The organism is uncultured Pseudomonas sp. (assembly GCF_943846705.1).
Classification (GTDB): Bacteria; Pseudomonadota; Gammaproteobacteria; order Pseudomonadales; family Pseudomonadaceae; genus Aquipseudomonas.
Genome location: NZ_OX044366.1, coordinates 3,008,631 through 3,030,996, shown reverse-complemented (window position 1 = coordinate 3,030,996; position 22,366 = coordinate 3,008,631). Strand labels below are relative to the sequence as shown.

At 59.2% G+C, this 22,366-nt stretch carries 21 protein-coding genes; 8 read left to right on the top strand and 13 right to left on the bottom strand.

Annotation, left to right across the window (positions count from 1 at the left end; all coding sequences use genetic code 11):
* Positions 1–12: 12 nt before the first annotated feature.
* The 3 genes from Q0V31_RS14300 to Q0V31_RS14290 form a co-directional block, all read right to left on the bottom strand.
* Entirely contained in the window at positions 13–1,638 is a 1,626-nt protein-coding gene (locus Q0V31_RS14300; protein WP_298188468.1) for a methyl-accepting chemotaxis protein, read from the bottom strand.
* Positions 1,639–1,829: 191 nt separating this feature from the next.
* Complete coding sequence (locus Q0V31_RS14295) at positions 1,830–2,294, bottom strand: DUF3859 domain-containing protein (RefSeq protein WP_298188466.1); 465 nt, start codon at positions 2,292–2,294, stop codon at positions 1,830–1,832.
* A 62-nt stretch (positions 2,295–2,356) separates the two neighbouring features.
* Positions 2,357–3,379: an amidohydrolase family protein gene (locus tag Q0V31_RS14290; protein ID WP_298188463.1), complete on the bottom strand. Its 1,023-nt coding sequence runs from the start codon at positions 3,377–3,379 to the stop codon at positions 2,357–2,359.
* A 233-nt stretch (positions 3,380–3,612) separates the two neighbouring features.
* Between Q0V31_RS14290 and Q0V31_RS14285 the strand changes: the two genes are divergently transcribed.
* Together Q0V31_RS14285 and Q0V31_RS14280 are read left to right on the top strand one after the other, a co-directional pair.
* Positions 3,613–4,014: an OsmC family protein gene (locus tag Q0V31_RS14285; RefSeq protein ID WP_298188462.1), complete on the top strand. Its 402-nt coding sequence runs from the start codon at positions 3,613–3,615 to the stop codon at positions 4,012–4,014.
* Positions 4,011–4,871, top strand: coding sequence for a pirin family protein (locus Q0V31_RS14280; protein ID WP_298188460.1), 861 nt, complete (start codon positions 4,011–4,013; stop codon positions 4,869–4,871). The genes Q0V31_RS14285 and Q0V31_RS14280 overlap by 4 nt, the downstream gene beginning before the upstream one ends.
* Positions 4,872–4,915: 44 nt before the next feature.
* Here the strand turns inward: Q0V31_RS14280 and Q0V31_RS14275 are convergent, their stop codons facing one another.
* From Q0V31_RS14275 to Q0V31_RS14260, 4 genes are all read right to left on the bottom strand, one after another.
* A complete protein-coding gene (locus Q0V31_RS14275; RefSeq protein ID WP_298188459.1) occupies positions 4,916–5,704 on the bottom strand; it encodes a dienelactone hydrolase family protein in 789 nt (262 codons plus the stop codon).
* Positions 5,705–5,794: 90 nt separating this feature from the next.
* Complete coding sequence (locus Q0V31_RS14270; RefSeq protein WP_298188458.1) at positions 5,795–7,669, bottom strand: MFS transporter; 1,875 nt, start codon at positions 7,667–7,669, stop codon at positions 5,795–5,797.
* 117 nt (positions 7,670–7,786) lie between these two features.
* On the bottom strand, positions 7,787–8,116 hold the full coding sequence (locus tag Q0V31_RS14265; RefSeq protein WP_298188457.1) for an AzlD domain-containing protein: 330 nt from the start codon (positions 8,114–8,116) through the stop codon (positions 7,787–7,789).
* Positions 8,116–8,829, bottom strand: a complete 714-nt coding sequence (locus Q0V31_RS14260; RefSeq protein WP_298188456.1) for an AzlC family ABC transporter permease — start codon at positions 8,827–8,829, stop codon at positions 8,116–8,118. The genes Q0V31_RS14265 and Q0V31_RS14260 overlap by 1 nt, the downstream gene beginning before the upstream one ends.
* Before the next feature lie 149 nt (positions 8,830–8,978).
* Here Q0V31_RS14260 and Q0V31_RS14255 point away from each other — a divergent pair, with 149 nt between their 5' ends.
* Positions 8,979–10,235 (top strand): MgtC/SapB family protein, encoded by a 1,257-nt coding sequence (locus Q0V31_RS14255; protein ID WP_298188455.1) that lies wholly within the window; start codon positions 8,979–8,981, stop codon positions 10,233–10,235.
* A gap of 73 nt (positions 10,236–10,308) precedes the next feature.
* Here Q0V31_RS14255 and rmuC read toward each other — a convergent pair whose 3' ends face one another.
* Both rmuC and Q0V31_RS14245 read right to left on the bottom strand, forming a co-directional pair.
* Positions 10,309–11,673 carry a DNA recombination protein RmuC gene (gene rmuC / locus Q0V31_RS14250; RefSeq protein WP_298191077.1) on the bottom strand — a complete coding sequence of 455 codons (1,365 nt, stop codon included), beginning with the start codon at positions 11,671–11,673 and terminating at the stop codon, positions 10,309–10,311.
* 177 nt (positions 11,674–11,850) lie between these two features.
* Complete coding sequence (locus tag Q0V31_RS14245; RefSeq protein WP_298188454.1) at positions 11,851–12,258, bottom strand: sel1 repeat family protein; 408 nt, start codon at positions 12,256–12,258, stop codon at positions 11,851–11,853.
* 606 nt (positions 12,259–12,864) lie between these two features.
* Here Q0V31_RS14245 and Q0V31_RS14240 point away from each other — a divergent pair.
* From Q0V31_RS14240 to Q0V31_RS14230, 3 genes are read left to right on the top strand one after another with little or no spacing between them, the layout of a single operon-like run.
* Positions 12,865–15,465 (top strand): YdbH domain-containing protein, encoded by a 2,601-nt coding sequence (locus tag Q0V31_RS14240; RefSeq protein ID WP_298188452.1) that lies wholly within the window; start codon positions 12,865–12,867, stop codon positions 15,463–15,465.
* A 22-nt stretch (positions 15,466–15,487) separates the two neighbouring features.
* Complete coding sequence (locus Q0V31_RS14235; protein ID WP_298188451.1) at positions 15,488–15,679, top strand: YnbE family lipoprotein; 192 nt, start codon at positions 15,488–15,490, stop codon at positions 15,677–15,679.
* An 11-nt stretch (positions 15,680–15,690) separates the two neighbouring features.
* Entirely contained in the window at positions 15,691–16,035 is a 345-nt protein-coding gene (locus tag Q0V31_RS14230) for a YdbL family protein (protein ID WP_298188450.1), read from the top strand.
* Between the two features lie 63 nt (positions 16,036–16,098).
* On the opposite strand, the gene Q0V31_RS14225 is transcribed toward Q0V31_RS14230, so the two are convergent.
* The 4 genes from Q0V31_RS14225 to Q0V31_RS14210 all read right to left on the bottom strand — a co-directional run bounded on the left by Q0V31_RS14225 (position 16,099) and on the right by Q0V31_RS14210 (position 20,000).
* Positions 16,099–17,091: a sulfate/molybdate ABC transporter ATP-binding protein gene (locus Q0V31_RS14225; RefSeq protein WP_298188449.1), complete on the bottom strand. Its 993-nt coding sequence runs from the start codon at positions 17,089–17,091 to the stop codon at positions 16,099–16,101.
* 3 nt (positions 17,092–17,094) lie between these two features.
* Positions 17,095–17,967, bottom strand: coding sequence for a sulfate ABC transporter permease subunit CysW (gene cysW, locus Q0V31_RS14220; protein WP_298188448.1), 873 nt, complete (start codon positions 17,965–17,967; stop codon positions 17,095–17,097).
* Between the two features lie 10 nt (positions 17,968–17,977).
* Positions 17,978–18,796, bottom strand: a complete 819-nt coding sequence (cysT, locus tag Q0V31_RS14215; protein ID WP_298188447.1) for a sulfate ABC transporter permease subunit CysT — start codon at positions 18,794–18,796, stop codon at positions 17,978–17,980.
* Between the two features lie 205 nt (positions 18,797–19,001).
* Complete coding sequence (locus Q0V31_RS14210; RefSeq protein ID WP_298188446.1) at positions 19,002–20,000, bottom strand: sulfate ABC transporter substrate-binding protein; 999 nt, start codon at positions 19,998–20,000, stop codon at positions 19,002–19,004.
* Positions 20,001–20,367: 367 nt separating this feature from the next.
* Here Q0V31_RS14210 and Q0V31_RS14205 point away from each other — a divergent pair, with 367 nt between their 5' ends.
* Positions 20,368–20,949 carry an alpha/beta hydrolase gene (locus Q0V31_RS14205; protein ID WP_298188445.1) on the top strand — a complete coding sequence of 194 codons (582 nt, stop codon included), beginning with the start codon at positions 20,368–20,370 and terminating at the stop codon, positions 20,947–20,949.
* A 271-nt stretch (positions 20,950–21,220) separates the two neighbouring features.
* Positions 21,221–22,234 carry a thiosulfate ABC transporter substrate-binding protein CysP gene (gene cysP / locus Q0V31_RS14200; RefSeq protein ID WP_298188444.1) on the top strand — a complete coding sequence of 338 codons (1,014 nt, stop codon included), beginning with the start codon at positions 21,221–21,223 and terminating at the stop codon, positions 22,232–22,234.
* Positions 22,235–22,366 lie beyond the last annotated feature (132 nt).

The window sequence follows — 22,366 nt, the reverse complement described above, 5'->3', positions numbered from 1 at the left end:
GGCCATTCAGGATCAAATCGAGAAACGCGACACCAGCGTATTCAGGTCCACTGCCAGGCGCGATAGCTCTTGACTTGCGGCAGTGGTCTGATTGGCACCAGCCGACGACTGCATCGACAAGTCACGGATATTCACCAGGTTACGATCCACTTCGCGGGCCACTTGGGCCTGCTCTTCCGAAGCACTGGCAATCACCAGGTTACGCTCGTTGATCTGCGAGATGGCTGCAGTAATCTCTTCCAGCGCCTGCCCTGCGGCCGTGGCCACCTCGAGGGTTGAACGCGCTCGCGTATTGCTACTCTGCATGGCATTCACCGCATTATCAGTGCCTTGCTGAATACCACTGATCATCTGCTCGATTTCGCTGGTCGACTGCTGAGTACGGTGAGCCAAGGCGCGCACCTCATCCGCCACCACAGCAAAACCACGCCCTGCATCACCGGCCCGCGCGGCTTCAATGGCGGCGTTGAGTGCCAATAGATTGGTCTGATCGGCAATCGAACGGATCACATCCAGCACCTTGCTGATATCGCGTACCTGGCCAGCCAGTTGCTCGACTTCAACAGCAGTGTGGGTCACGTCGTCAGCCAGGGCGCTGATCGAGTCAACGGTCTGGCGAACCTGCTCACGGCCCTGCAGCGCGGTGCGGTTGGAATCGCTGGAGGCTTCCGAGGTGCTAACCGCATTGCGCGCCACTTCCTCGACAGCGCTGGTCATCTGGTTGACCGCCGTGGCGGCCTGCTCGATTTCATTGTTTTGCTGCAGCAAGCCGCGGGTTGAATCCTCAGTGACCGCATTCAGCTCTTCCGAGGCAGAGGCGAGTTGATTAGATGAGTCAGAAATATTCTGAATCGTGCTGCGCAGGCTCTGCTGCATGCTTTTCAACGCACCGAGCAAGCGCGCAGGCTCATCCGTACCCAACACATTGATCGACTGAGTGAGATTGCCACCCGCCACGACTTCGGCAACCCGGACGGCTTCGGCCAGCGGCGCGACGATGCTACGCGTCAACAGCAGTGCCAGCACCACGGTCAGCAAAACGGCTAGCACGATCATCGTAATCACCCACAAACGCGCGCTAGCAAATACTTCATCGCTACTCTTGGCAGCAGCGGTGGCACCTTCGCGATTCAACACAGACAGATCGTTCAGTGCCTTGGCCATGCTGTCAGCATGTGAGTTGATAGAGCCTTCCATCACGGCACGGGCTGCTGACGCATCATTCTGACGCATCGCATCAACAATTTTCCGCTGCTCCTGTAAGTAAGCGTACTCACCTTGCTTGAAGCGCTCGTACACAGTGCGCTCTTCGGCGGTGACTATCAGTTTCTCGTAATCCGCTTGCGCCTTTTCCAGCATGTTTCTGAGCTCTTCGATACGCGGCAAGGTATCCGCAACGACGGTCTCTTCATAACTGGCCAGCATGCGCAGAGTCAGGGCACGCAAACGCAAAATATCCTGGTTCATCTCGCCCAGACTGAGAATGCTAGGCAACCAGTTCCCGTTTATCTGATCTGACTGCTTGTTCATTTCAGCCATCTGCAACAACGAAAAGCTGCCAAGTAGCAGAACCAGCAATGCCACCAAGCCAAAGCCGAGCGATGCTCTGGGCGCAATATTGAGGTTTCTTAGGGTCATTACGGGGTGTCCTTACGGTCTGACATATGGTCAACGGCATAGCGCCATGCATGCCTTATGGGCATAACCAAGGCCTTCAGCCAGCATTCAATCAACTTTCCAGCTATCGGCCTCACAGCCATATTCTTGATCACTGTCACATAAAAAAACCCGAGCCAATACTCGGGTTTTTAGCACGCCTTAACCTAGGTTTAGCGCACGAAAAAGCGCTGCTCCAATAACTTGCGGTCATCCTGAAACACCATAAAGTGCCATTCTCCCGGCACCACTTCGTGCGCCTCGGTGAATTCGAAGGCCATCACATCCTGCGGCGCAGTGGGCACCAGCTTTTGCGTCACGACAAACTTGTCATGACGCTTGCCATCTGGGGTGATCACCCCCGGCGTGAGGTACAGCAGGGTCAGCGGCGAGTCATTGACCTGCTTGCCCGCCAGGCTGTAGCGCAGGCCGAATTTGCTGCCAAGCTTGGCGGGGATCACTTCAGCGGTTTCGATCTGCTGATTGCTGCGGGCCAGCACCCGCTCGCCAGCCTGAAAATCCTGATAATCGCTGACGAACACGCCATATTCGACCGGCCCCTCAACACGGACTTCGGCTTGGGCCAGACTGCTAATCAGGACAAGTGCGGCCAGGCCGCTGAAACGGGTGTAGTGCATGTCGCGCTCCTTTTTAGATGAGCGCGAGCCTATGACACCGGTATGACAGCGCGATGACAGGCTTACTCTGCCAGCTCGGCCTGCACCTTGCGTGGCAGCACGGCGAGGAAGTTATCGCGCGCCACCTGCTGGGCGACATCCTCGGGTAAGGCGTCGAGAAACGGCTTAAAGCCGGTCATATTTTCAGCCAGGCCATTAAACCGGCCAACCACGTCAGAACCCAACATAAAGCGCGCCGGGTAGCTGCTGACCAATGTCACCCAAGCCGGATCAGGCTGACCCTCGGCGTCCAGCAGGTAGGGCTGGAGCATGGTCCAGGACAGGTCGATATACAGATTGGGGTACTGCTTGAGCATTCGTTGAAGAGTGGTCAGAAGAAAACCCAGTTTTTCCTGGTGCCGATGAATCTCCATGCTGGTGCCGGCATGCGCCCAGATAAACCGCACATGCGGATGGTTGCGCAGCGGGTCTTCGACTTCCTGCAGGTACAACGGATTACGCTCACGCTTGGAGGTGATATTGGAATGCAACATCACCGGCAGGTCGTACTCGGCGGCCAGGTGGAAAACTCGCGCCAGTGCCTCGTTATTGGCACGCGGGGTATCACCATTGATCAACGCAGTAAGGTCGTCATGCCGGGTAAATATTTCACCGATACCCTGCCACAGCCCGGGATCGAACTCGAGCATGCGGCGGATATGCGCATCGGCATTCTTGTCATTTGGGTTGAAGCCTGAGAGAAACGGGTGCAGTCGCTTGCGCTGCTCGGCAGGCACTTGCTTGTATGCGTGCGCCACCAGCACATCGGTGGCACTGTACCAATAGGCGTCGGCATCATCGCCGGCGTAGTAACGCGGGCGCTTGGGCTCGTCTTCATGCCACTTCTTCGCCACTGGAACGCCCGACAACATCACATGTTCGATATTGCCGGCGGCCATCTGCTCAAACAGCGCAGTCATGCCAGCACTTTCCTGAAAGAAATCGACGTAGTGCAGATGTGCATCGCTGTAGCGATAGTCACGGGCCTGGGCAAACTGAGCCGCAAAGCCAAGGATCAAGGCAAAACTGATTTTAAAGGCTAGCAAGTCGGTGTCCTCCTGACAGACTGAGCTCATAGACTCCGTGTATTGAATGCAAGTTCACCCGGCTTGGCGCCCCTCGCAAAGCACTGACTGCCCTTCAGTGCTTTGTCAGCAGGCCTCGGCACACAGGCTCAGTGGCTGCCTGTGCGTGGCGTAAATGTGCGCATATAAAGCAGTGGCCGCCGACTGATGGCCTAAGCTAGGCTGCCAATTCAGCCCCTGACACTGGAGTACCAATGATCAGCATCAGCAACGAAAAAGGCCTGCTGCAGCGCATCAGCATTGGTCCACACACCCTGCATAGCGACGTCGCCGTGGAGCTAGGCGGTACAGCGTTGGCACCTGACCCGCATGACCTGTTCGACGCGGCACTCGGCGCGTGTAAAGCACTGACGCTGTCACTTTATGCAAAGCAGAAAGGCTTACCGCTGGACGGCCTCGACGTGACCCTGAGCCGTGATAGCAGCCAGGAGCGCCAAGGCGTCTACAGCTTAAATGTCGAACTGACCCTGCATGGCGCACTGGACGAGGCACAGCGCCAGCAGCTGCTGCGTATTGCCGACAAATGCCCAGTGCACAAACTGATGACCAGCAGCGAGGTTAAGGTCAGCACCCTACTGCGCGAGGCCGCATTATGAGTGACTTTCTGCTGATCAAGCCGCGCCAGGAAGACATCTCCGGACAACCCATTCTGCGCCCCCTGCCCTCGGCCAAATGCCGCAGCGTCGGCCCGTTCGTGTTTTTCGACCATATGCTTGAAAACACCTACCCGGCCGGTCGCGGGATGAACATCAACCAGCATCCGCACATCGGCCTGTCCACCCTCACTTACCTGTTCGAAGGGCAGTTACAACACAAGGACAGCCTTGGTTCGGATCAACTGGTCAGGCCTGGCGAAGTCAGCTGGATGACTGCCGGGCAAGCCGTGGCGCATGTCGAGCGCACCCCTCAAGCCTTGCAGCGCAGCGGCTCACGCATGCATGGCTTGCAGGTTTGGCTGGCCATGCCCACGGCTGAAGAGCAAGGCCTACCGAGCTACAGTCACCACCCAGCCAGCAGCCTGCCGCGCAGCACGAGTATGGGTGTGGACATCTGCCTGATCGCCGGCAGCGGTTTCTGCCTGCAATCACCGGTGCCGGTGTGCTCCCCAACGCTTTATGCAGAAATCAAGCTGGCCGCCGGGGCCACACTGCAGATACCGACCGAACATGCCGAGCGCGCGCTGTATCTGATTGACGGGGACGCAGCGCTCGATGAACAGCAACTGCCACTGCGCGGCCTGCTGGTAATGCCCGAAGGCGAGACCTTTACCCTCAGCGCCTGTAGCGAGAGCCATCTGGTATTGATTGGCGGCGCACCAGTCGGCCCCCGGCGGATCAACTGGAATTTCGTCGCCAGCGACCAGGCCCTGATCGACCAGGCCCGCCAGCGCTGGGCCGCGCAGGACTGGCCGTCAGTACCTGGTGAGACTGCGCGGATCGAGCTGCCAGGCTGACCGGCTGGTGGGGCACGCCTGGCACAGCAAAGCAGCAGTTGCTGTCAGCGCTGACCGAACGCCTCGCTGAACAAATCATCCATGGCCTTGAACGCGCGCGCGGCCACCACCGGATGGTATTGGTTGCGCCCCGGCACACTGGCTTGCGGGTTGGTGAAGGAATGCACTGCGCCGCCGTAGCTGACCAATTGCCAATCGGTGTTGGCGGCCTTCATCTCGGCGATAAAGCCTGCGACCTGCTCAGCAGGCACGCTCGGATCATCCGCACCGTGCAATACCAGAACAGGTGCCTTGATGTTCTGCGCATCGCTCGGGTTAGGCGTATCCAGATTGCCGTGGAAGGACACAAAACCTTGCAGCTCCGCGCCGGAGCGCGCCAGCTCGAGCACCGCACCGCCACCAAAGCAGAAACCAATCGCCCCCAGTTTGCTGGCATCCAAGGCTACCTGTGCGGTTTGCGCCTTAAGCACCTCCACCGCCGCCTGGGCCCGTTTGCGCATCAGTGACCGATCACTGCGCACAAAGGTCGCAGCCGTTTTGGCTTCTACAGCGTTGGTGGGGCGCACGCCTTTACCGTACATGTCCGCCATAAACACCACGTACTTATCGCCGGCGGCACGTGCGGCCTTCTTCGCCGAGTCCTCGCTGACGCCCAGCCAGTTGGGCACCATCAGCAAGCCCGGACGCGGCGTAGTGATCGCATCGTCATAAATCAGCATGCCCTCGAATGCCTCACCGTCAATTTCATAGGGCACCGCTTTGACCACCACGGCGGCTTCAGCGACGCCAAGCATGCCGGCGCATAGCAGGGGCAACAGGGTTTTCGTAGACATGGCGCAATACCTTTACGTGGACTAAGCACAACAGCAACCATAGACCGCCGAGCGAGGATAACCAGCACCAGTGCCCTAGGTCATACCGAGCTAACGTCGCTCACCACGCAATGCCGCCACCTGCGCCTGCAACAGCTCACGCTTGACCGCTTCGGCAGGCACCGGTGCACCCGCCACCAGGGTGATACGTGACCACAGGCGTTTGAATAAACCCTTGTGTGGATCACGGCTGAAAAAGCTGCCCCACAACCCTTGTAACGCCATGGGGATCACCGGTACCGGGTTGTCTGCGACGATGCGCTCGATGCCATTTTTGAACTCATTGAGCTCGCCATCGCCGGTCAGTTTGCCTTCCGGGAAGATGCACACCACTTCGCCATTGCGCAGGTATTCGGCGATTTTTTTGAACGCCGCGTCATAGATCAGCAGGTCTTCGTTGCGCCCGGCAATCGGCACGGTGCCGGCGGTGCGGAAGATAAAGTTGAGCACCGGCAGGTTGTAGATCTTGTAGTACATGACAAAACGCACCGGGCGGCGCACCGCGCCGCCGACCAGCAGCGCATCAACAAAGGACACGTGGTTGCACACCAGCACCGCCGCGCCTTCATCAGGAATAGCCTCAAGCCCCTTGTGCTCAACCCGGTACATCGAGTGGCTGAGCAGCCAGATCATAAAGCGCATGCTGAATTCGGGGACGATCTTGAAGATGTAGCTGTTGACCGCGATGTTCATCAGCGAAATGGTCAGAAACAGCTGCGGAATCGACAGCTCGGCGACGCTGAGAAACAGGATTGAGGCAATCGCCGACGCCACCATAAACAGCGCATTGAGGATGTTGTTAGCGGCGATCACCCGCGCCCGCTCATGCTCCACCGTGCGTGACTGGATCAACGCATACAGCGGCACGATGTAAAAGCCGCCAAACAACCCTATGCCCAGAATCGAGCCGAGAATCCACCAGCCCTGGCTGTAACTCAGCACCGTCAGCCAATCATGCGCCACCGCTGCTTCAGGAAAGCCGCCGGAAAACCACCACAACAGAATGCCGAAAACGGTTAGGCCGATTGAGCCAAATGGCACCAGACCAATTTCCACCTTGTGTCCGCTCATGCGCTCACACAGCATCGAGCCCAGGCCAATGCCCAGGGAGAACACGGTGAGAATCAGCGTCACCACACTCTCGTCACCGTACAGCCACTCCTTGGCGTACGCCGGAATCTGCGTCAGGTACACCGCGCCGAGAAACCAGAACCACGAGTTGCCCACCAACGAGCGCGACACCGCCGGGCGCTGGCCCAGGCCGAGTTTCATGATCAACCAGGACTGACGCAGGATGTTCCAGTCCAGTTTGAGCTGTGGCATGGCGGCGGCAGCAGCCGGAATGCCGCGGCTGGCCAGGTAACCGAGCAGCGCCACCGTCACCACGCTGGCCGCGACTATCGAGGCGTAGGCGCTGCTGCCCATGATGATGCCCGCGCCAATGGTACCGGCCAGGATGGCCAGAAAAGTGCCCATCTCCACCAGCGCGTTACCGCCCACCAGCTCCTGCTCCTTGAGGTGCTGCGGCAGAATCGAATACTTCACCGGGCCGAACAACGCCGACTGCGTGCCCATGGCAAACAACACCGCGAGCATCAGCGGCAGGTTGCCAAGCAACACCCCGGCCGCGCCCAGCAGCATGATCACGATCTCAGCAAACTTGATCTTGCGGATCAGCGAGTCCTTGGCGAACTTCTCGCCAAACTGCCCGCCAAGGGCGGAAAACAAGAAGAACGGCAGGATAAACAACAAGGCGCAGAGGTTGATCAGCAAGGCCTTGTCAGCGCCCGAACTGATCTTGAACAGAATGGCGAGGATGAGCGATTGCTTGAAGATGTTGTCGTTGAAGGCGCCCAACAGTTGGGTGATAAAAAACGGTAAAAAGCGTTTTTTACCCAGCAATGCGAATTGTGATTGTTCGGTCATCGTCCGTGTACCTTTGTGCAGTGGCCAAGCGGGTGGTCAGGCATTTGACTGCAAGAGCAGCCGACAAAGCCACAGCAGCGCAGGTTTTTTGCTGCACTTTCGGCAAATTTGCCGCGCTTATATCGGTAACTGACCGAGCCACGCACGCAACAAGAAGAACACCAACAAGCCGCCACCAATGGTCGCCAGCAGGTGTCGCGTCAGCGCGGCAATGGCAATCGTCGCCAGGCCTGCCAGTAGGTAGGCATTGTGCAGATTGAATGCCCATTGCTGGCCATCTGGGATCAGCATGCCCGGCAGCACAATGGCGCTCAACACCGCTGTCGGCACGTAATGCAGCCCCTGGCGCACCAGTGGCGGGAAGCGCAGATCTGGCAGGGCAAACAGGCTGTAGCGAATGACGAATGTGATCAACGCCATGCCAAGGATCAGTAGCCAGATATCCATCAGCCGAGCTCCCCGACCGTCACCGCCGGTTTTTGCCGCTCCAGCAGCACGCCAACCGCAATACCGCTGAGCGCGGCCGCCATCAGCCCCAGTTTGTACGGCCAGGCATGGCACAGCAAGGCCACCGCGCCCGCCACCAGCGCCGCGGCAATTTGCGGTTGGCTGCGCAGCGCCGGCACCACAATGCCAATAAAGGTCGCCAGCATGGCGAAATCCAGCCCCCAGCCAGCACTGTTTGGCACACTCTGGCCAAACAGTGCACCGACCAGCGAACTGCCCACCCACGACAGGTACAGCGCCAACGCCACCCCGGCGTGGTACCACTGACCATGCTCAGTCATGCCGCGGGCCAGATAACGGCGCTGCACCACAGCGAAGGTTTCGTCGGTCAGACTAAACGCCAACGGCACGCGCCAGCGCTGCCCAAGCCGCCCCACATAAGGCTGTAGTGCCGCGCTGTAGAGCACATGCCGCAGGTTGACGACGAACGTCGTGAGCAAGATCACCACAGCACCGCTGCCCAGCGTCAGCAGGCTGATGGCAATAAATTGCGCAGAGCCGGCATACACCAGCAACGACATGCCCAGCGCCTGGCCGAGGCTAAGCCCGGCTAAGCTGGCCAGCGCACCATAGATCAGACCGAACGGCAGAATACCGACGATCATCGGAATGCTGTCGCGACTACCATAAAGAAAATGTTGCAAACGGCTCATGCGCCCTCCTTGTGCCTAATAGCCTGCCGTATCGCGGGCACGTCGTCTTGAATAATCTTGCGCATAGACGTCACCACACACTGACTTGCCGCAATAGCGCCTGCTACTCACTGGCTAAACTGCCGGCAATCTTCGCCCAGGACGTGCGCATGCCGGAAGCCCTCGACACCTTGCTGAATTTTGCCAGCGCCTTAGCCGCCGGACTGCTGATTGGTGCCGAGCGCGGCTGGCAGGGGCGCAATGCTGATGACTCAAAACTCGTCGCGGGGATTCGCACCTTCGCCCTGAGCAGCCTACTCGGGGCCTTTGCTATGTTGCTCGGCGAGCACTTCAGCGTCATCGCCTGGGCCGCGATCTTTGCCGGTTTTACCCTGCTCGTGGTGGCGTCCTACTTTGCCGAATTGAAACGCCTGGGTGATATGGGCATGACCAGCGAAGTGGCGTTGCTGATCACCTTTCTCCTTGGCAGCCTGGCCATGGCCGGGTATGCCGGGCTGGCGGCGGCAGGCGCGGTGGCAGTGGCGTTGCTGCTGAGCCTCAAACAATCCCTGCATGGCGCCCTGCAGCGGCTCACTGAAGCGGAACTGTCCGGCGCACTGAAACTGCTGTTTATTTCCCTGGTGCTACTGCCGGCGCTGCCCAATCAGGGCTATGGCCCCTGGCAGGTGTTCAACCCTTACGTCATCTGGTGGATGGTGGTGCTGATCGCCAGCATCGGCTTTGTCGCTTATGTGGCAATTCGGCTGGTGGGTATGCGTCAGGGTCTACTGATCACTGCGCTGCTGGGCAGCGTGGTGTCTTCCACGGCAATGACCGTGACCCTGGCGCGGCTGGCCGCCGGACGCAACCTGCACGCGGTGCTGGCCTGCGGCCTGCTCACCACCTCGGCATTGATGTTTCCGCGCATTCTTCTGGAAGTCGGCCTGGTCAATTCAAGCTTACTGCCACAGCTGTTCTGGCCACTGGGCGTCGCCACCTTGGTGTATGCCGGCGGCGCGTTGCTGCACTTCTGGCGCGCTGGCACGGAGAACGAAGATGCCGCCGAACCGCCGCTGAACAACCCGTTCGAGCTGGGCCCGGCCCTGCGCTTTACTGCGCTGCTGGCCTTGATCCTGTTCTTGGTCGAAGGCGCGCAGCACTGGCTAGGCGATGTCGGCGTCTACCTGGTGGCGCTGCTCTCGGGGCTGGCCGATGTGGATGCCATTACCCTGTCATTGGCACGCAGCGCACAGGGCGAACTGGATGGCCAAGTCGCCGTGCAGGGGATTTTCCTTGCGGCGCTGAGCAACAGCCTGGTCAAGGCTCTGCTGGTTGCGCTGATCGGTGGCCGTAAGCTGGCGCTAATGACCGTGCCGGTCATGGCCGCGGGCATGCTGGCAGGCGCGACGGTCTTACTGCTGCTTTGAATCAGCGGCGGGCAAAAAAACCTGCGGCAGTTTCGCCGGCGCGGGTTAAAAAGCTGACACTGGCCAAGCCAGCCTACTCAACCGCCTGATCATCCAGCACCCTGACGCCAGCTGCCTGCTCAAGCAAATCAGCAGGCAAGCTCTTGCTCGCGCGGGCACCGAGCAGCTTGAGGTTTTCCACCCGGCTGATGATATTGCCGCGCCCGTCGCAGAGCTTGTTGCGCGCCCCGGCATAGGCTTTATCCAGCTGTTGCAAACGTGCGCCGACTTCATCCAAATCCTGAATAAAAGCCACAAACTTGTCATACAACGCGCCGGCGCGCTCGGCAATCTCGCGGGCATTCTGGCTTTGCCGCTCCTGCCGCCACAGGCTGTCGATCACCCGCAAAGTGGCAAGCAAGGTAGTCGGGCTGACGATAACGATATGTTGATCGAAAGCCTCCTGAAACAAGCCAGGATCCGCCTGCAACGCGGCGGCAAAGGCTGCTTCGATGGGCACGAACAGCAGGACGAAATCCAGGCTATGCAAGCCTTCAAGGCGCTGATAATCCTTGAGCGACAGGCCTTTCAAGTGATTGCGCAGGGACAGCACATGTTGCTTCAACGCCTGCTGCCGGGCTGGCTCATCCTCGGCGGCAATGAATTGCTGATAGGCGGTCAGGCTGACCTTGGCATCCACCACCACCTGCTTGTCGCCCGGCAGCTGGATCAGCACATCCGGCTGGAAGCGCTCGCCGTCGGCACTCTTCAGGCTGACCTGGGTGTGGTACTCGCGGCCCTTCTCCAGGCCGGCGTGCTCCAGCACCCGCTCCAGCACCAGCTCCCCCCAGTTGCCCTGGGTTTTCTGGCCCTTGAGCGCACGGGTCAAATTGGTCGCCTCATCGCTCAAACGTTGATTGAGCTGCTGCAAGCGCTCCAGCTCCTTGCCCAGGGAAAAGCGTTCGCGGGCTTCTTGCTGGTAGCTTTCTTCCACACGCTTTTCAAAGGACTGGATGCGCTCCTTGAGCGGGTCGAGCAGTTGCCCGAGTTGCTGCTGGCTGGTTTCGGCAAAACGCTGCTCACGTTCATCGAAAATCTTCCCGGCCAGCTCGGCGAACTGCGCACGTAACTCATCACGCGAACCCTGCAGGTCGCTCAGGCGCTGCTGATGGTTGTCTTGCTGTTCCTTGAGTTCGGCGCTGAGTGCGGCGCGCTGGGCATCCAGGCGACGGATCTCGCCTTCCTGCTGCTCGCGCTGGCCAGCCCAGGCTTGCGCAGACTCACGGGCGAGCTGGCGCTCGTGCTGGAGCAAATCGGTTTCACGGCGCAGTGCAGCCAGCTCGGCCTGCTGATCGGCCTTGATCTCGCTGATCTCGGCGATCTCGGCGCGGCAGTCATCCAGCTGTGCGGCAAGGCCTGCCTGCGCCAGTTGCGCATGGCTCAGGCGCTCCTGCAGCAGGCTAAACGCCAGTTGTTGACTGCTCAGGCGGCGTTGCAACGACCAAGCCAGATAAACCAGAGGGAGTGCGGCCGCGGCAACGCCGAGCAAGGCAGGCGCCAGCGCGGTAGAAAGGTCGATGGGCATAAGCAACTCCGCAGTAAAGTACTGGGAGTATAACCAGTACCTGCAGCAGAATCAGAGCTGTTTGAGCAGTTGTTGCGCCTCTGGCGAACCCTGACCAGCCGCCAGCTCAAGCCAGTGCCGGGCTTTTTGCGGTTCATTATTGCGCGACTGGCAATACAGCTGGCCGAGTTCCAGCTGAGCGCCCATATCACCGGCGCGAGCCGCCTGGCGCAGCAGCTCAAACCCCATACGGCGATCACGCGGGTTGCCGCAATCGCGGCAAAGCAATTGCCCCAGCCGGCTCTGAGCTTGCACCACGCCCTGCAAGGCAGGCTGTTTGAGCAGGCGACCGGCAAAGCGTTTAACGCTCGGGGCATCGCCCAGACGTGGGCTGTCCAGTAACCAGAGCGCGACGCGCGCAGGCAACCGCGGCGTGGCAACAGAATGAGCAGCAGGGATACGAGTGATTGCGCGTGGCATAAAAAGCAGCGGTAGCTGGAAAGGCGCGCCACTCTACTCTTATTTTCGCCAAGGTAAAGACTTGTAAAAAGCGCTAACCCGCGATCTAGAGCAAGCGCTCGGGTTAATCCACAGAAGCTGTGGATAACTTAGTGGATAACATGGGATCAAGCGCCCTTATCGCTTACCCCGTGGGGCTTAGGCTCAAACTGGTGGTTTTTTCACCAGCACAAAAAACTCATATATTTCATTGACTTATAAAAACAATAAAAAGAATCAAGGGTTTACACCACACACCGAATTTCGCTTGACGGAACGCATCGCAATTGTGCACAAGTCGATGCGGCAAGCCGTCGCACCGCCCTTTTTCAGCGCAAATCTTCCTGTAAACCCCGCCCCAACTGAGCGCACGTGGCTGGCGGCCGTGCAACTGTTAGGCCTTAAGATGGAACACCTGACGGCATCCATTGCCTGATCAATTTAACGGCAACCTATGTGCGGTAGGTTTCGCCTAACCTGCCAGCACAGTGCGCCACCGGTTAAAGCGGTGGTGCCCCATGATTGGCAGCATGCCCATCATGGGTTAACGTCCTGCCACGCAACACTCCCCACTATGGATCAGTGCTTATGCCCAGCCGGCGCACCTGGCTGCGACTTATTGGTTGCCTGGTTTTACTGCTCATCTTGCTTGGCGCTTACGGCTACCTCAGCCTCAGCCGCCTGCTCGAACGCGAGCAGATCGAAAACCTTGAGTGGCGTGGCCTGGGCCTCACCACTCAGGGCATCCAGCTTGAGCAACTGAGCCTGCAGCACCCCAGCGGCGCAATAGAGCTGCAGCACCTGCAATTACAATGGACTGGATTCAGCCTAACGCTGCCGCTCTGGCAGCAGATACATATCACCCAGCTGCAACTAAACCTGCCCTCTGGCCGCGAGCCAACAAGCACTGACAACACAAACCTAGACGTGCAACTTAAGCAGTTGGCCAACGTTATCAGCCTGTTGCCGCAAACGTTGCAGATTGATGCACTGCACGTTGAGCTGCCTTGCGCCGAAACGCGCTGCCGGCTACTGGGCGACCTTAAACAGAGCAAACAGCCAACCGCCGCTGGGCAGCGGCTCGATGTGCAACTCAACCTGCAACATCATCACGATCAGCTGCGCTGGCATGGCCAATTACAAGGCGCTGCTGCAGCGGCAGAGTTGCAACTGAGCCTGGCCATCAATCAGCAACCGCAACTGCAGTTCAACAGTCGCCTGCAGCGCGTGACCGAAGGGCCCCGCTGGCAGGGTGAGCTGAGTGGCGATCTGCAGCAAAGCGCAGTGCTGCACAGCTGGCTCAGCCAATGGTTGCCCAGCCCCACCGCCCCGTTGCCTGAAGTGCCAACGGCTGCGCAATTTGCGGCGAGCTGGCAACTGCAGCTGCCACCAGGCCCACCTAGCCTGGCGTTACTGCAGCAGGCCAGCGGCCAGGTTAATGCCAGCGCCAGCCTCGCTGAAGCCTGGCCAATACCGGCTATAGGGCAACTGCAGGGCGCATTTAAGCTGTCAGCACATGGGCTGGATGGGCAGTGGCTGGCCGACAGCCTCAACGCCGATCTCAACCTGCAACACATCCCCAGCAATCTGGTTAGCAGCCTACCGGCACAACTGCATCCCGCCTCCCTGCAGCTGAATATCCAAGCCGCACCGATGCCTGTGCTGATTGCTGAGCAATTGAAAGGTCGCGCCCTGCCCCTGCAACTCCAGCTAACGGGCAAGGGGCGCAGCCCGTTCACGTTGCACGGCACCCTGATGCTGGCCAACGGCCTGCCCTGGGCAGCACAACTGCTGGATGGCACGCTCAGCGCCAGCACCCCAGCGCTGCGGCTAGAGGGGTGGGATATCGGCGCACTGCAGACGCAGGTGCAGCTCGACGGCTACGTGGATCAACAGCAACTGCAGTTCACACTCGGCGATGACTCACATCTCAGCTTGCGCCATTTAGCTCATGGTGACTTTCGCGCCCAGCAACTCACGGCCAGCAGCAGCGCGCTGCAGCTGCATGCACAACTTGCAGCAGGCGCGCTGCTCGACTGGCAACTGCAAGGCCCACTCGAGCTGAGTGCGCAGCTGCAGCATGCACAGCTGCACCGCCAACGCTGGTACTGGCAAGGACCTCTGCAGGCCAGCCAACAACAGGTGCACGCGGACGGCACGCTGCGCAACGATGCCGGGTTGCAGTTCAAGCTGCAGGCGCAACACAGCAGCGCCAAGGGTTTGAGCCTGCAAGCGCAACTGAACGAACTGTTTTTGCGCAGTGGCAACCCACTGCAAGGTAGCTTCACTGCCTGGCCGGGCTTGCTGGAGCTGAATAACGGCCGCCTGAACGCCGACGCCAGCCTGACCATGGCCAAGGACCAGCAACTGCCCAGCCTCAAACTTGGGTTAACCGCCAAGGGCCTCGGCGGGGTTTATGACCGCACCGCGCTGGAGGGCCTAAACAGCCACTTTCATCTGCTGGTCAGCCCCAAACAGCTGCAACTAGAGCTGACCGAGCTGCACCTGGCCCAGGCCAACCCAGGCATACCCCTAGGCCCGGTACAGCTCAGCGGCCATTACAGCGCCCCGCTGCACGCCCTTACACAAGGCCGCTTACAGCTGCGTAAAGCGCAAGCTGAGCTGATGGGAGGCAACCTGCATCTGGCCGCTGGGCAGTGGAACCTGGCCGCCGGGCCGCTACTGCTGCCCATCGAGGTGCGCGGCCTGGAACTTGAGCAGCTGTTTATCCTCTACCCCACAGAGGGTTTGGCCGGCACGGGCACCTTAGATGGCCGCTTACCGCTGCAAATTAGCCAACAGGGCGTGACCATTGCGCAAGGCCAACTGAGCGCGCGCGCGCCGGGAGGCCAGTTGCAGTTTCACTCTGCACGCATCCGCGCCTTGGGCCGCAGCAACCCGGCGATGCAACTGGTCACTCAGTCGCTGGAGGATTTTCGCTTCACCGTGCTCAGCAGTCAGGTTGACTACAACCGAGACGGCAAGCTGAACCTGAGCATGCGCCTTGAGGGGCAAAACCCGGCCATCGAACAGGGCCGGCCGATCCACTTCAACATCAACCTGGAAGAAGATATCCCGACCCTGCTGGCCAGCCTGCAACTTACGGACAAAGTCAGCGATATCATCAGGCAGCGCGTGCAACAGCGTATGCTGCAACGCAATGCCAAGCCGGCTCCGACAGAGCCCTGATTCATGATCAAGGAGAAGCGCCATGCGCTTGCGTAATTGTTCCGCCGCCCTACTTTTTGGGTTGCTTAGCACGGCCTGCACCCCGACCGTGCAGCTGGCGATGCCCAATGAGCCGATCAACATCAACCTCAATGTGAAGATCGAGCACGAAATTTATATCAAGGTGGATAAAGCCCTGGACAGCATGTTCAGCGAATCCAGTGGTTTGTTCTAAGGAGCCCGAACATGACTATTTATAAACGCCTTGCCGGCTTGTTACTGCTGCTCAGCCTGAGCCTGCCAGCCGTCGCGCTTAACCTCAATGAGGCCATGTCAGCCCTGGGCACAGCCAAGGCCAGCGGCCAGTTGGGTGAAATGCCCAATGGCTACCTTGGGGTTGTTCGCGACAACGGTCAGGCTGCCGAAATCGCCAAACTGATCAACCAGGCCCGCCGCACCGAATACCAGAAACTGGCGACGCAGAATGGTATCCAGCTGCGCGATGTCGAGGCCATAGCCGGGCAGAAAGCCCTCGATAAGACCCCACCTGGGCAGTACATCCAGCTGAACGGTAACTGGCAGCGTAAATAGCCTGCGGCCATAACTAGAAAGGAGCGCATTGCGCTCCTTTTTAGTTATGGCCGCAGGCCAATCTCAGCGCGGCTGATGCACCGGCTGCCCAGCTTTTGGCTTGAAGTACAGGGTTTCACCGCGGCTCAGGTTAGCCAGGCTGAGGTGGTCTTTCGCTACTTCAGCCTCGATCGGCTCGCTCTGCCCGGCAACCTTGAGGGTCACCCGGGTGATGGCGCCGAGTGGGCGAATATCGCGCACTTCACCGGCCTGATGGCCCTCTTCCGCCTGGCGCGACAAGTGGATCTCGTGCGGGCGGAACAGCACATGATGGTCGTCGCCGACATACAGGCGATTAGCATCGCCGAGGAAGTGATAAACGAAGTCACTGGCCGGATTTTCATAGACTTCACCGGGCGAGCCGATCTGTTCAATCACGCCTTTGTTCATCACCACGATGCGATCGGCGACTTCCATGGCCTCTTCCTGGTCGTGGGTAACGAACACCGAGGTCAGGTGCACTTCCTCATGCAGGCGCGCCAGCCAACGGCGCAACTCCTTGCGAACCTTGGCATCCAGCGCGCCGAAGGGCTCGTCGAGCAGCAACACTTTCGGCTCTACCGCCAGGGCGCGGGCCAAGGCGATACGCTGGCGCTGGCCGCCGGAGAGCTGTTCCGGGTAACGGTCCGCCAACCAGTCGAGCTGCACCAGATCGAGCAGTTCATGGACCTTTTTCTTGATCACGTTTTCGTTCGGCCGTTCGCCTTTAGGCTTCATGCGCAAGCCAAAGGCAACGTTGTCGAACACCGTCATATGGCGGAACAAGGCGTAATGCTGAAACACGAAACCGACGTTACGGTCGCGCACATCGTGGCTCGACACGTCTTCACCGTGGAACTCGATGCTGCCGCTATCCGGGGTTTCCAGGCCGGCGATGATGCGCAGCAAGGTGGTTTTGCCGCAGCCAGACGGGCCGAGCAAGGCGACCAACTCGCCGCTCTGGATATTCAGATTGATGTCGTTCAGCGCTTTGAACGCATTGAAGTTCTTGCTGACATTGGACACTACGATCGACATGACTTATTCCTCGCCAGCACTGGCTTTCAGACGGTTGATACGTGACTCGCTCCACTGCTTGAGCAGCAGAATAAACAGCGCCAGCAGTAGCAGCAGACTGGCGACACTGAACGCGGCGACGTGATTGTATTCGTTATAGAGAATCTCGACATGCAGCGGCAGCGTATTGGTGTAACCACGGATGTGCCCGGAGACCACTGACACCGCCCCAAATTCACCCATGGCCCGTGCGGTACACAGCACCACGCCATAGATCAGACCCCATTTGATATTCGGCAAGGTCACGTGCCAAAACATCTGCCAGCCATTGGCCCCGAGCAGGCGCGCGGCCTCCTCTTCCTGGGTGCCTTGCTGCTGCATCAGCGGGATCAGCTCGCGGGCGACAAAGGGCACGGTAACGAACATGGTGGCCAAGACGATGCCCGGCAGGGCGAAGATAATCTGGATGTCGTGCTCACGCAGCCAGGGGCCAATAAAGCCCTGGGCGCCAAACAGCAGCACATAGACCAGCCCGGCGATCACTGGCGAGACCGAGAACGGCAAGTCGATCAGAGTCACCAGAATGCTCTTGCCGCGAAATTCGTATTTGCTCACGCACCAGGCGGCGGCCACGCCGAACACTATATTCAGCGGCACGGATATACCGACTGCCAACAGCGTCAGCTGCAACGCAGAAATCGCATCCGCTTCGAAGATTGCGCCGAAGAACGCCCCCATACCCTGCTTGAGTGCCTCACTTAGCACGATAAGCAGCGGCAGCAACAGAAACAGCGCAAACACCAACCAGGCACTGATGATCAGCAGCCGGCGACCGAGCAGATTACCGCGCCGTACAGCGTTGGCTGAGGCTGACGCGCTTAAGGTTACAGCAGACATGGCGACCTCCTCAGGCTTTGGCAATCTGGCGCTGCAGCAGGTTAATCAGCAGCAGCAAAACAAAAGAAACCACCAGCATCAGTACGCCGATAGCCGTGGCACCGTGATAGTCGTATTGGTCGAGCTTGCCCATGATCAACAGCGGCAGGATTTCGGTTTTCATCGGCATATTGCCGGCTATGAAAATCACCGAACCGTACTCGCCGACGCCGCGAGCAAAGGCCAGAGAGAAGCCCGTCAACCAGGCCGGTAACAGCGCCGGTATGAGGATATAGCGCACCACTTGCAGCGGCCTTGCGCCAAGACAGGCTGCGGCTTCTTCGACTTCGCGGGGGATGTCCGCCAATACCGGCTGCAGAGTACGCACCACAAACGGCAGGGTGACAAAGGTCAGCGCCAGGGTGATGCCGATGGGCGTGTAGGCAATTTTGAAACCCAGGTCAGTGGCAAACTGCCCCACCAGCCCGCTCGGGGCATACAGCGCAGTCAGGGCGATACCGGCAACCGCGGTAGGCAAGGCAAAGGGCAAGTCGATCATCGCCTCGATGACCTTGCGCCCCGGGAAGCGATAGCGCACCAGCGCCCAGGCCAACAGGGTGCCGATAATGCCGTTGATCAGTGCCGCGACAAACGCGGTGCTAAAGCTCAACTTGAGTGCGGCCAGGACCCGCGGGGCGCTGATGATTGCCCAGAACTCCGCCCAGCTAAGCTGTGCGGCGTGGACGAACATGGCAACCAGCGGAATCAGCACCACGAGGCTGAGGTACACCAGGGTGTAACCCAGCGTCAGCCCGAAACCGGGGATGACCGGAGAAGTACGACGAGACATGGTTTGGCCTTAATCTGCTTCTGTGTTGGAACGCTCAAATCAGCCCTGCCGCCGGTGTCGCCCTTTCGGCTGGCCTACAACTGGGCGGACGCTTGCACAACAAATCCGTAGGATGGGTGGAGCCTGCGATACCCATCGCAACGTATGGGTATCGCAGCAGATGGGTATCGCTTCGCTCAACCCATCCTACGTTCGCTCTTCGAGCTCACTGCGCCAGATAGATCTGGTCGAACACGCCGCCATCGTTGAAGAACTTCGGCTGGGCGCTTTTCCAACCGTCGAAGTCCTTGTCGATGGTGACCAGCTGCAACGCCGGAAACTGCTCGGCGAACTCAGCGGCAATGGCCTGATTGCGCGGCCGGTAGAAGTGCTTGGCCGCCAGGCGCTGGCCTTCATCGCTGTACATGTAGTCGAGGTAGGCCTCAGCGACTTTGCGGGTGCCTTTTTTGTCGACGTTTGCATCCACCACAGCCACTGGCGGCTCAGCCAGGATCGACAGCGACGGCGCGACGATCTCGAAGTTGTCGCCATCCTCCTCCTTCAGTGCCAAAAAGGCTTCGTTTTCCCAGGCCAACAGCACATCACCGATCTGGTTATTGACGAAGGTAATAGTCGAGCCGCGAGCCCCGGTATCGAGTACCGGGACGTTTCTGTAAAGCTGGCCAACAAACTCTTGGGCCTTATCTTGGCTGCCGTATTTCTGCTGGGCGTAGGCCCAGGCAGCGAGGAAGTTCCAGCGAGCACCGCCGGAGGTTTTCGGATTGGGGGTGATCACCGCAACGCCCGGTTTGACCAGGTCATCCCAGTCCTTGATGCCCAGCGGATTGCCTTTGCGCACCAGAAACACGATGGTCGAGGTGTAGGGCGTGCTCGCTTGCGGCAAGCGCGCCTGCCAGTTTTCCGGGATCAACTTGCCAAGCTTGTGCAGCTCATCAATGTCACCGGACAGGGCCAGGGTCACCACATCGGCGCGCAGGCCATCAATTACCGCACGGGCCTGCTTGCCCGAACCGCCGTGGGATTGCTGGATGGTCAGCGCTGCATTGCCCTGGGCTTGCCAGTGCGTGTTAAAGGCTTTGTTGAAGTCGCTGTACAGCTCACGGGTCGGGTCGTAAGACACATTGAGCAGGGTTTCAGCAGCGGCCACCGGGCCGGTGATCAGGGCGCTGGCAAGGGCAGCGAGGGCAAAACGGCGAATGGACATGGTGCAGCTCCTAAACTCTTCGAATGTGTGTGTGTGCTTGGTCTGTCAGACAGGGGCGATCAACAACGCATTCGCGGATAACAGCTGCAGTAGCAATAAAGGGTCATGGTCTTGCTCCTTGAAATCCCCACCTGCTACGGCTGATAAGTGACCGTGAGCAGTGGGCGTGGAGCGGATGCTAGCGACAGACTTATATTCTTAAAAATACTATTTAATAACATTGATATGCACTTTTAGAATAAACGAAACACCCACCGACCAGCCGCACTAAAAACAGATATGGAATAAGAAAATAATTTTTAAGTCTTTTTAGTATCTTCAGCGCTTCCCTACACTGCAGCCACTCACACCTGCAGGAGAGCGCACGATGCGCACGCACACTGTCCGCTACTTGATCGTGCCGGGCTGGCAAGGATCGACTGATGAACATTGGCAGAGCCACTGGCAGCGCAGCCTGCCGAACAGCGCCCGCGTGGAACAAACCGATTGGCTAAAACCTAATCGCGCAGACTGGGTGGCCGAGTTGCAACGCAACATCGGTAGCCACCCGTGCCCGACCATCCTTATCGCCCATAGCCTGGGCTGCATCACCGTGGCGCATTGGGCGGCTCAAGCCCCTATCGAGTCGCTGCGCCGAGTGCGCGCGGCACTGCTGGTCGCCCCGGCGGATGTGCAGCGGGCCAATTGCCCGCCAGCGCTGCAGAACTTCGCGCCAATACCGCAGCAACCGTTGCCGTTCCCCAGCCAGTTGGTCGGCTCGGACAACGACTGCGCCGCCAGCGCCGCACGGGCAATCGAACTGGCCCGTGACTGGGGAAGCGCGGCGACGATTCTCAGCGGCGTTGGCCATATCAATGTGCAGTCGGGGCACCAGCGCTGGGAGCAGGGCTTCGCCTACCTTTACCGCCTGCAAAGCCATGCCGAGCAGCACACACGCCGCCGTGCCTAACAGCCCGCTGGCTGGCATGACTGCGGCGCGCATGCAGTCATGCCAGCCAGCGGCTGCAAACGCACCAGCCGTCTAAGCGAGTCGACTGGGCACGGCGCAGTTGCTAAAAAATGCGAGCAGTCCGCGTTAAAACTTTAAGCTATATCAATAGCATTAAAAGTTACTTTTTAAGAATAAAAAACTTGGGCAGTATCCGACCCACATTCTGGCCAAACGGTCAGGCTTCAACCCCGCGCTGCATACCGGCGCTGTGACGAGGAACGTCTGCATCATGCTCAAGAAAATTTTGCTGGCCAGCGCCATCACCTCAAGCCTGCTCGGCAGTGCCGCTGCACTGGCCGAAGACGCGCCGATCCTGAACGCCTCCTACGACATCGCCCGTGAACTGTTTGCCGAAATCAACCCCAAGTTCGTCGCTCACTGGCAAGCGCAAACCGGCAAAGAGCAGAAGATCGACCAGTCGTTCGCCGGCTCCTCACGCCAGGCTCAGGACATCATCCAGGGCAAGAAGGTCGATACCGTAACCTTCAACCAGGTCACCGACGTCGACATCCTGGCCAAGCGCGGCCTGCTGCGCGAAGACTGGGCCAAGCAGTTCCCCAACAACAGTTCACCGTACTACAGCACCACCGCCTTTCTGGTGCGCAAGGGCAACCCGAAGAACATCAAGGACTGGAACGACCTGGCCCGTGAAGACGTCAAGCTGGTGTTCCCTAACCCGAAAACTTCCGGCAATGCACGTTACAGCTACCTGGGTGCCTGGTTGTATGCCAACGAGCAGTTCAAAGGTGATGAAAGCCAGATCAAGGCCTTTGTCGGCAAAATGCTGCGTAACGTCGAGAACTTCCCTACCGGTGGCCGTGCCGCCACCGTAGCCTTTGCCCAGAATGGTCAAGGCGATGTGCTGCTGACCTTCGAGTCGGAAGTGGTCAACATTGCCAATGGTGAGGAATTCAAATCCGGCGAATACGAAATCGTCGTCCCGCCGGTTAGCGTGCTGGCCGAGTTCCCGGTGGCGCTGGTCGACAAGGTGGTCGATCAGAAAGGCACTCGCGAGGTGTCCAAAGCCTACCTGGACTTCCAGTACACAAAGGACATTCAGCAGCTGCTGACCACCTACAACTACCGTGTGCACAACCCGGAAGTAGTGGCGGCTACCGCAGCGCAGTTCCCGCAGATTCGCCTGATCAACCCCACCGAAGTGCTCGGCACTTGGGATGAGATCACTGCCAAGCACTTCGATGCCGATGGTATCCTTGACCAGTTGTTGGCCGAGGGCCGCTAGGAACCGCGTTACAATCTGCTGCGCATCGGCCCTGCTGCGTTAAAAACAGGCTTGGAATGCTCATGTACAAAAGTACACTGCGCTTGCTCGCCTCTTTTTGCCTTGCAAGGCTCTAGCTCGCTAGATCGTAAA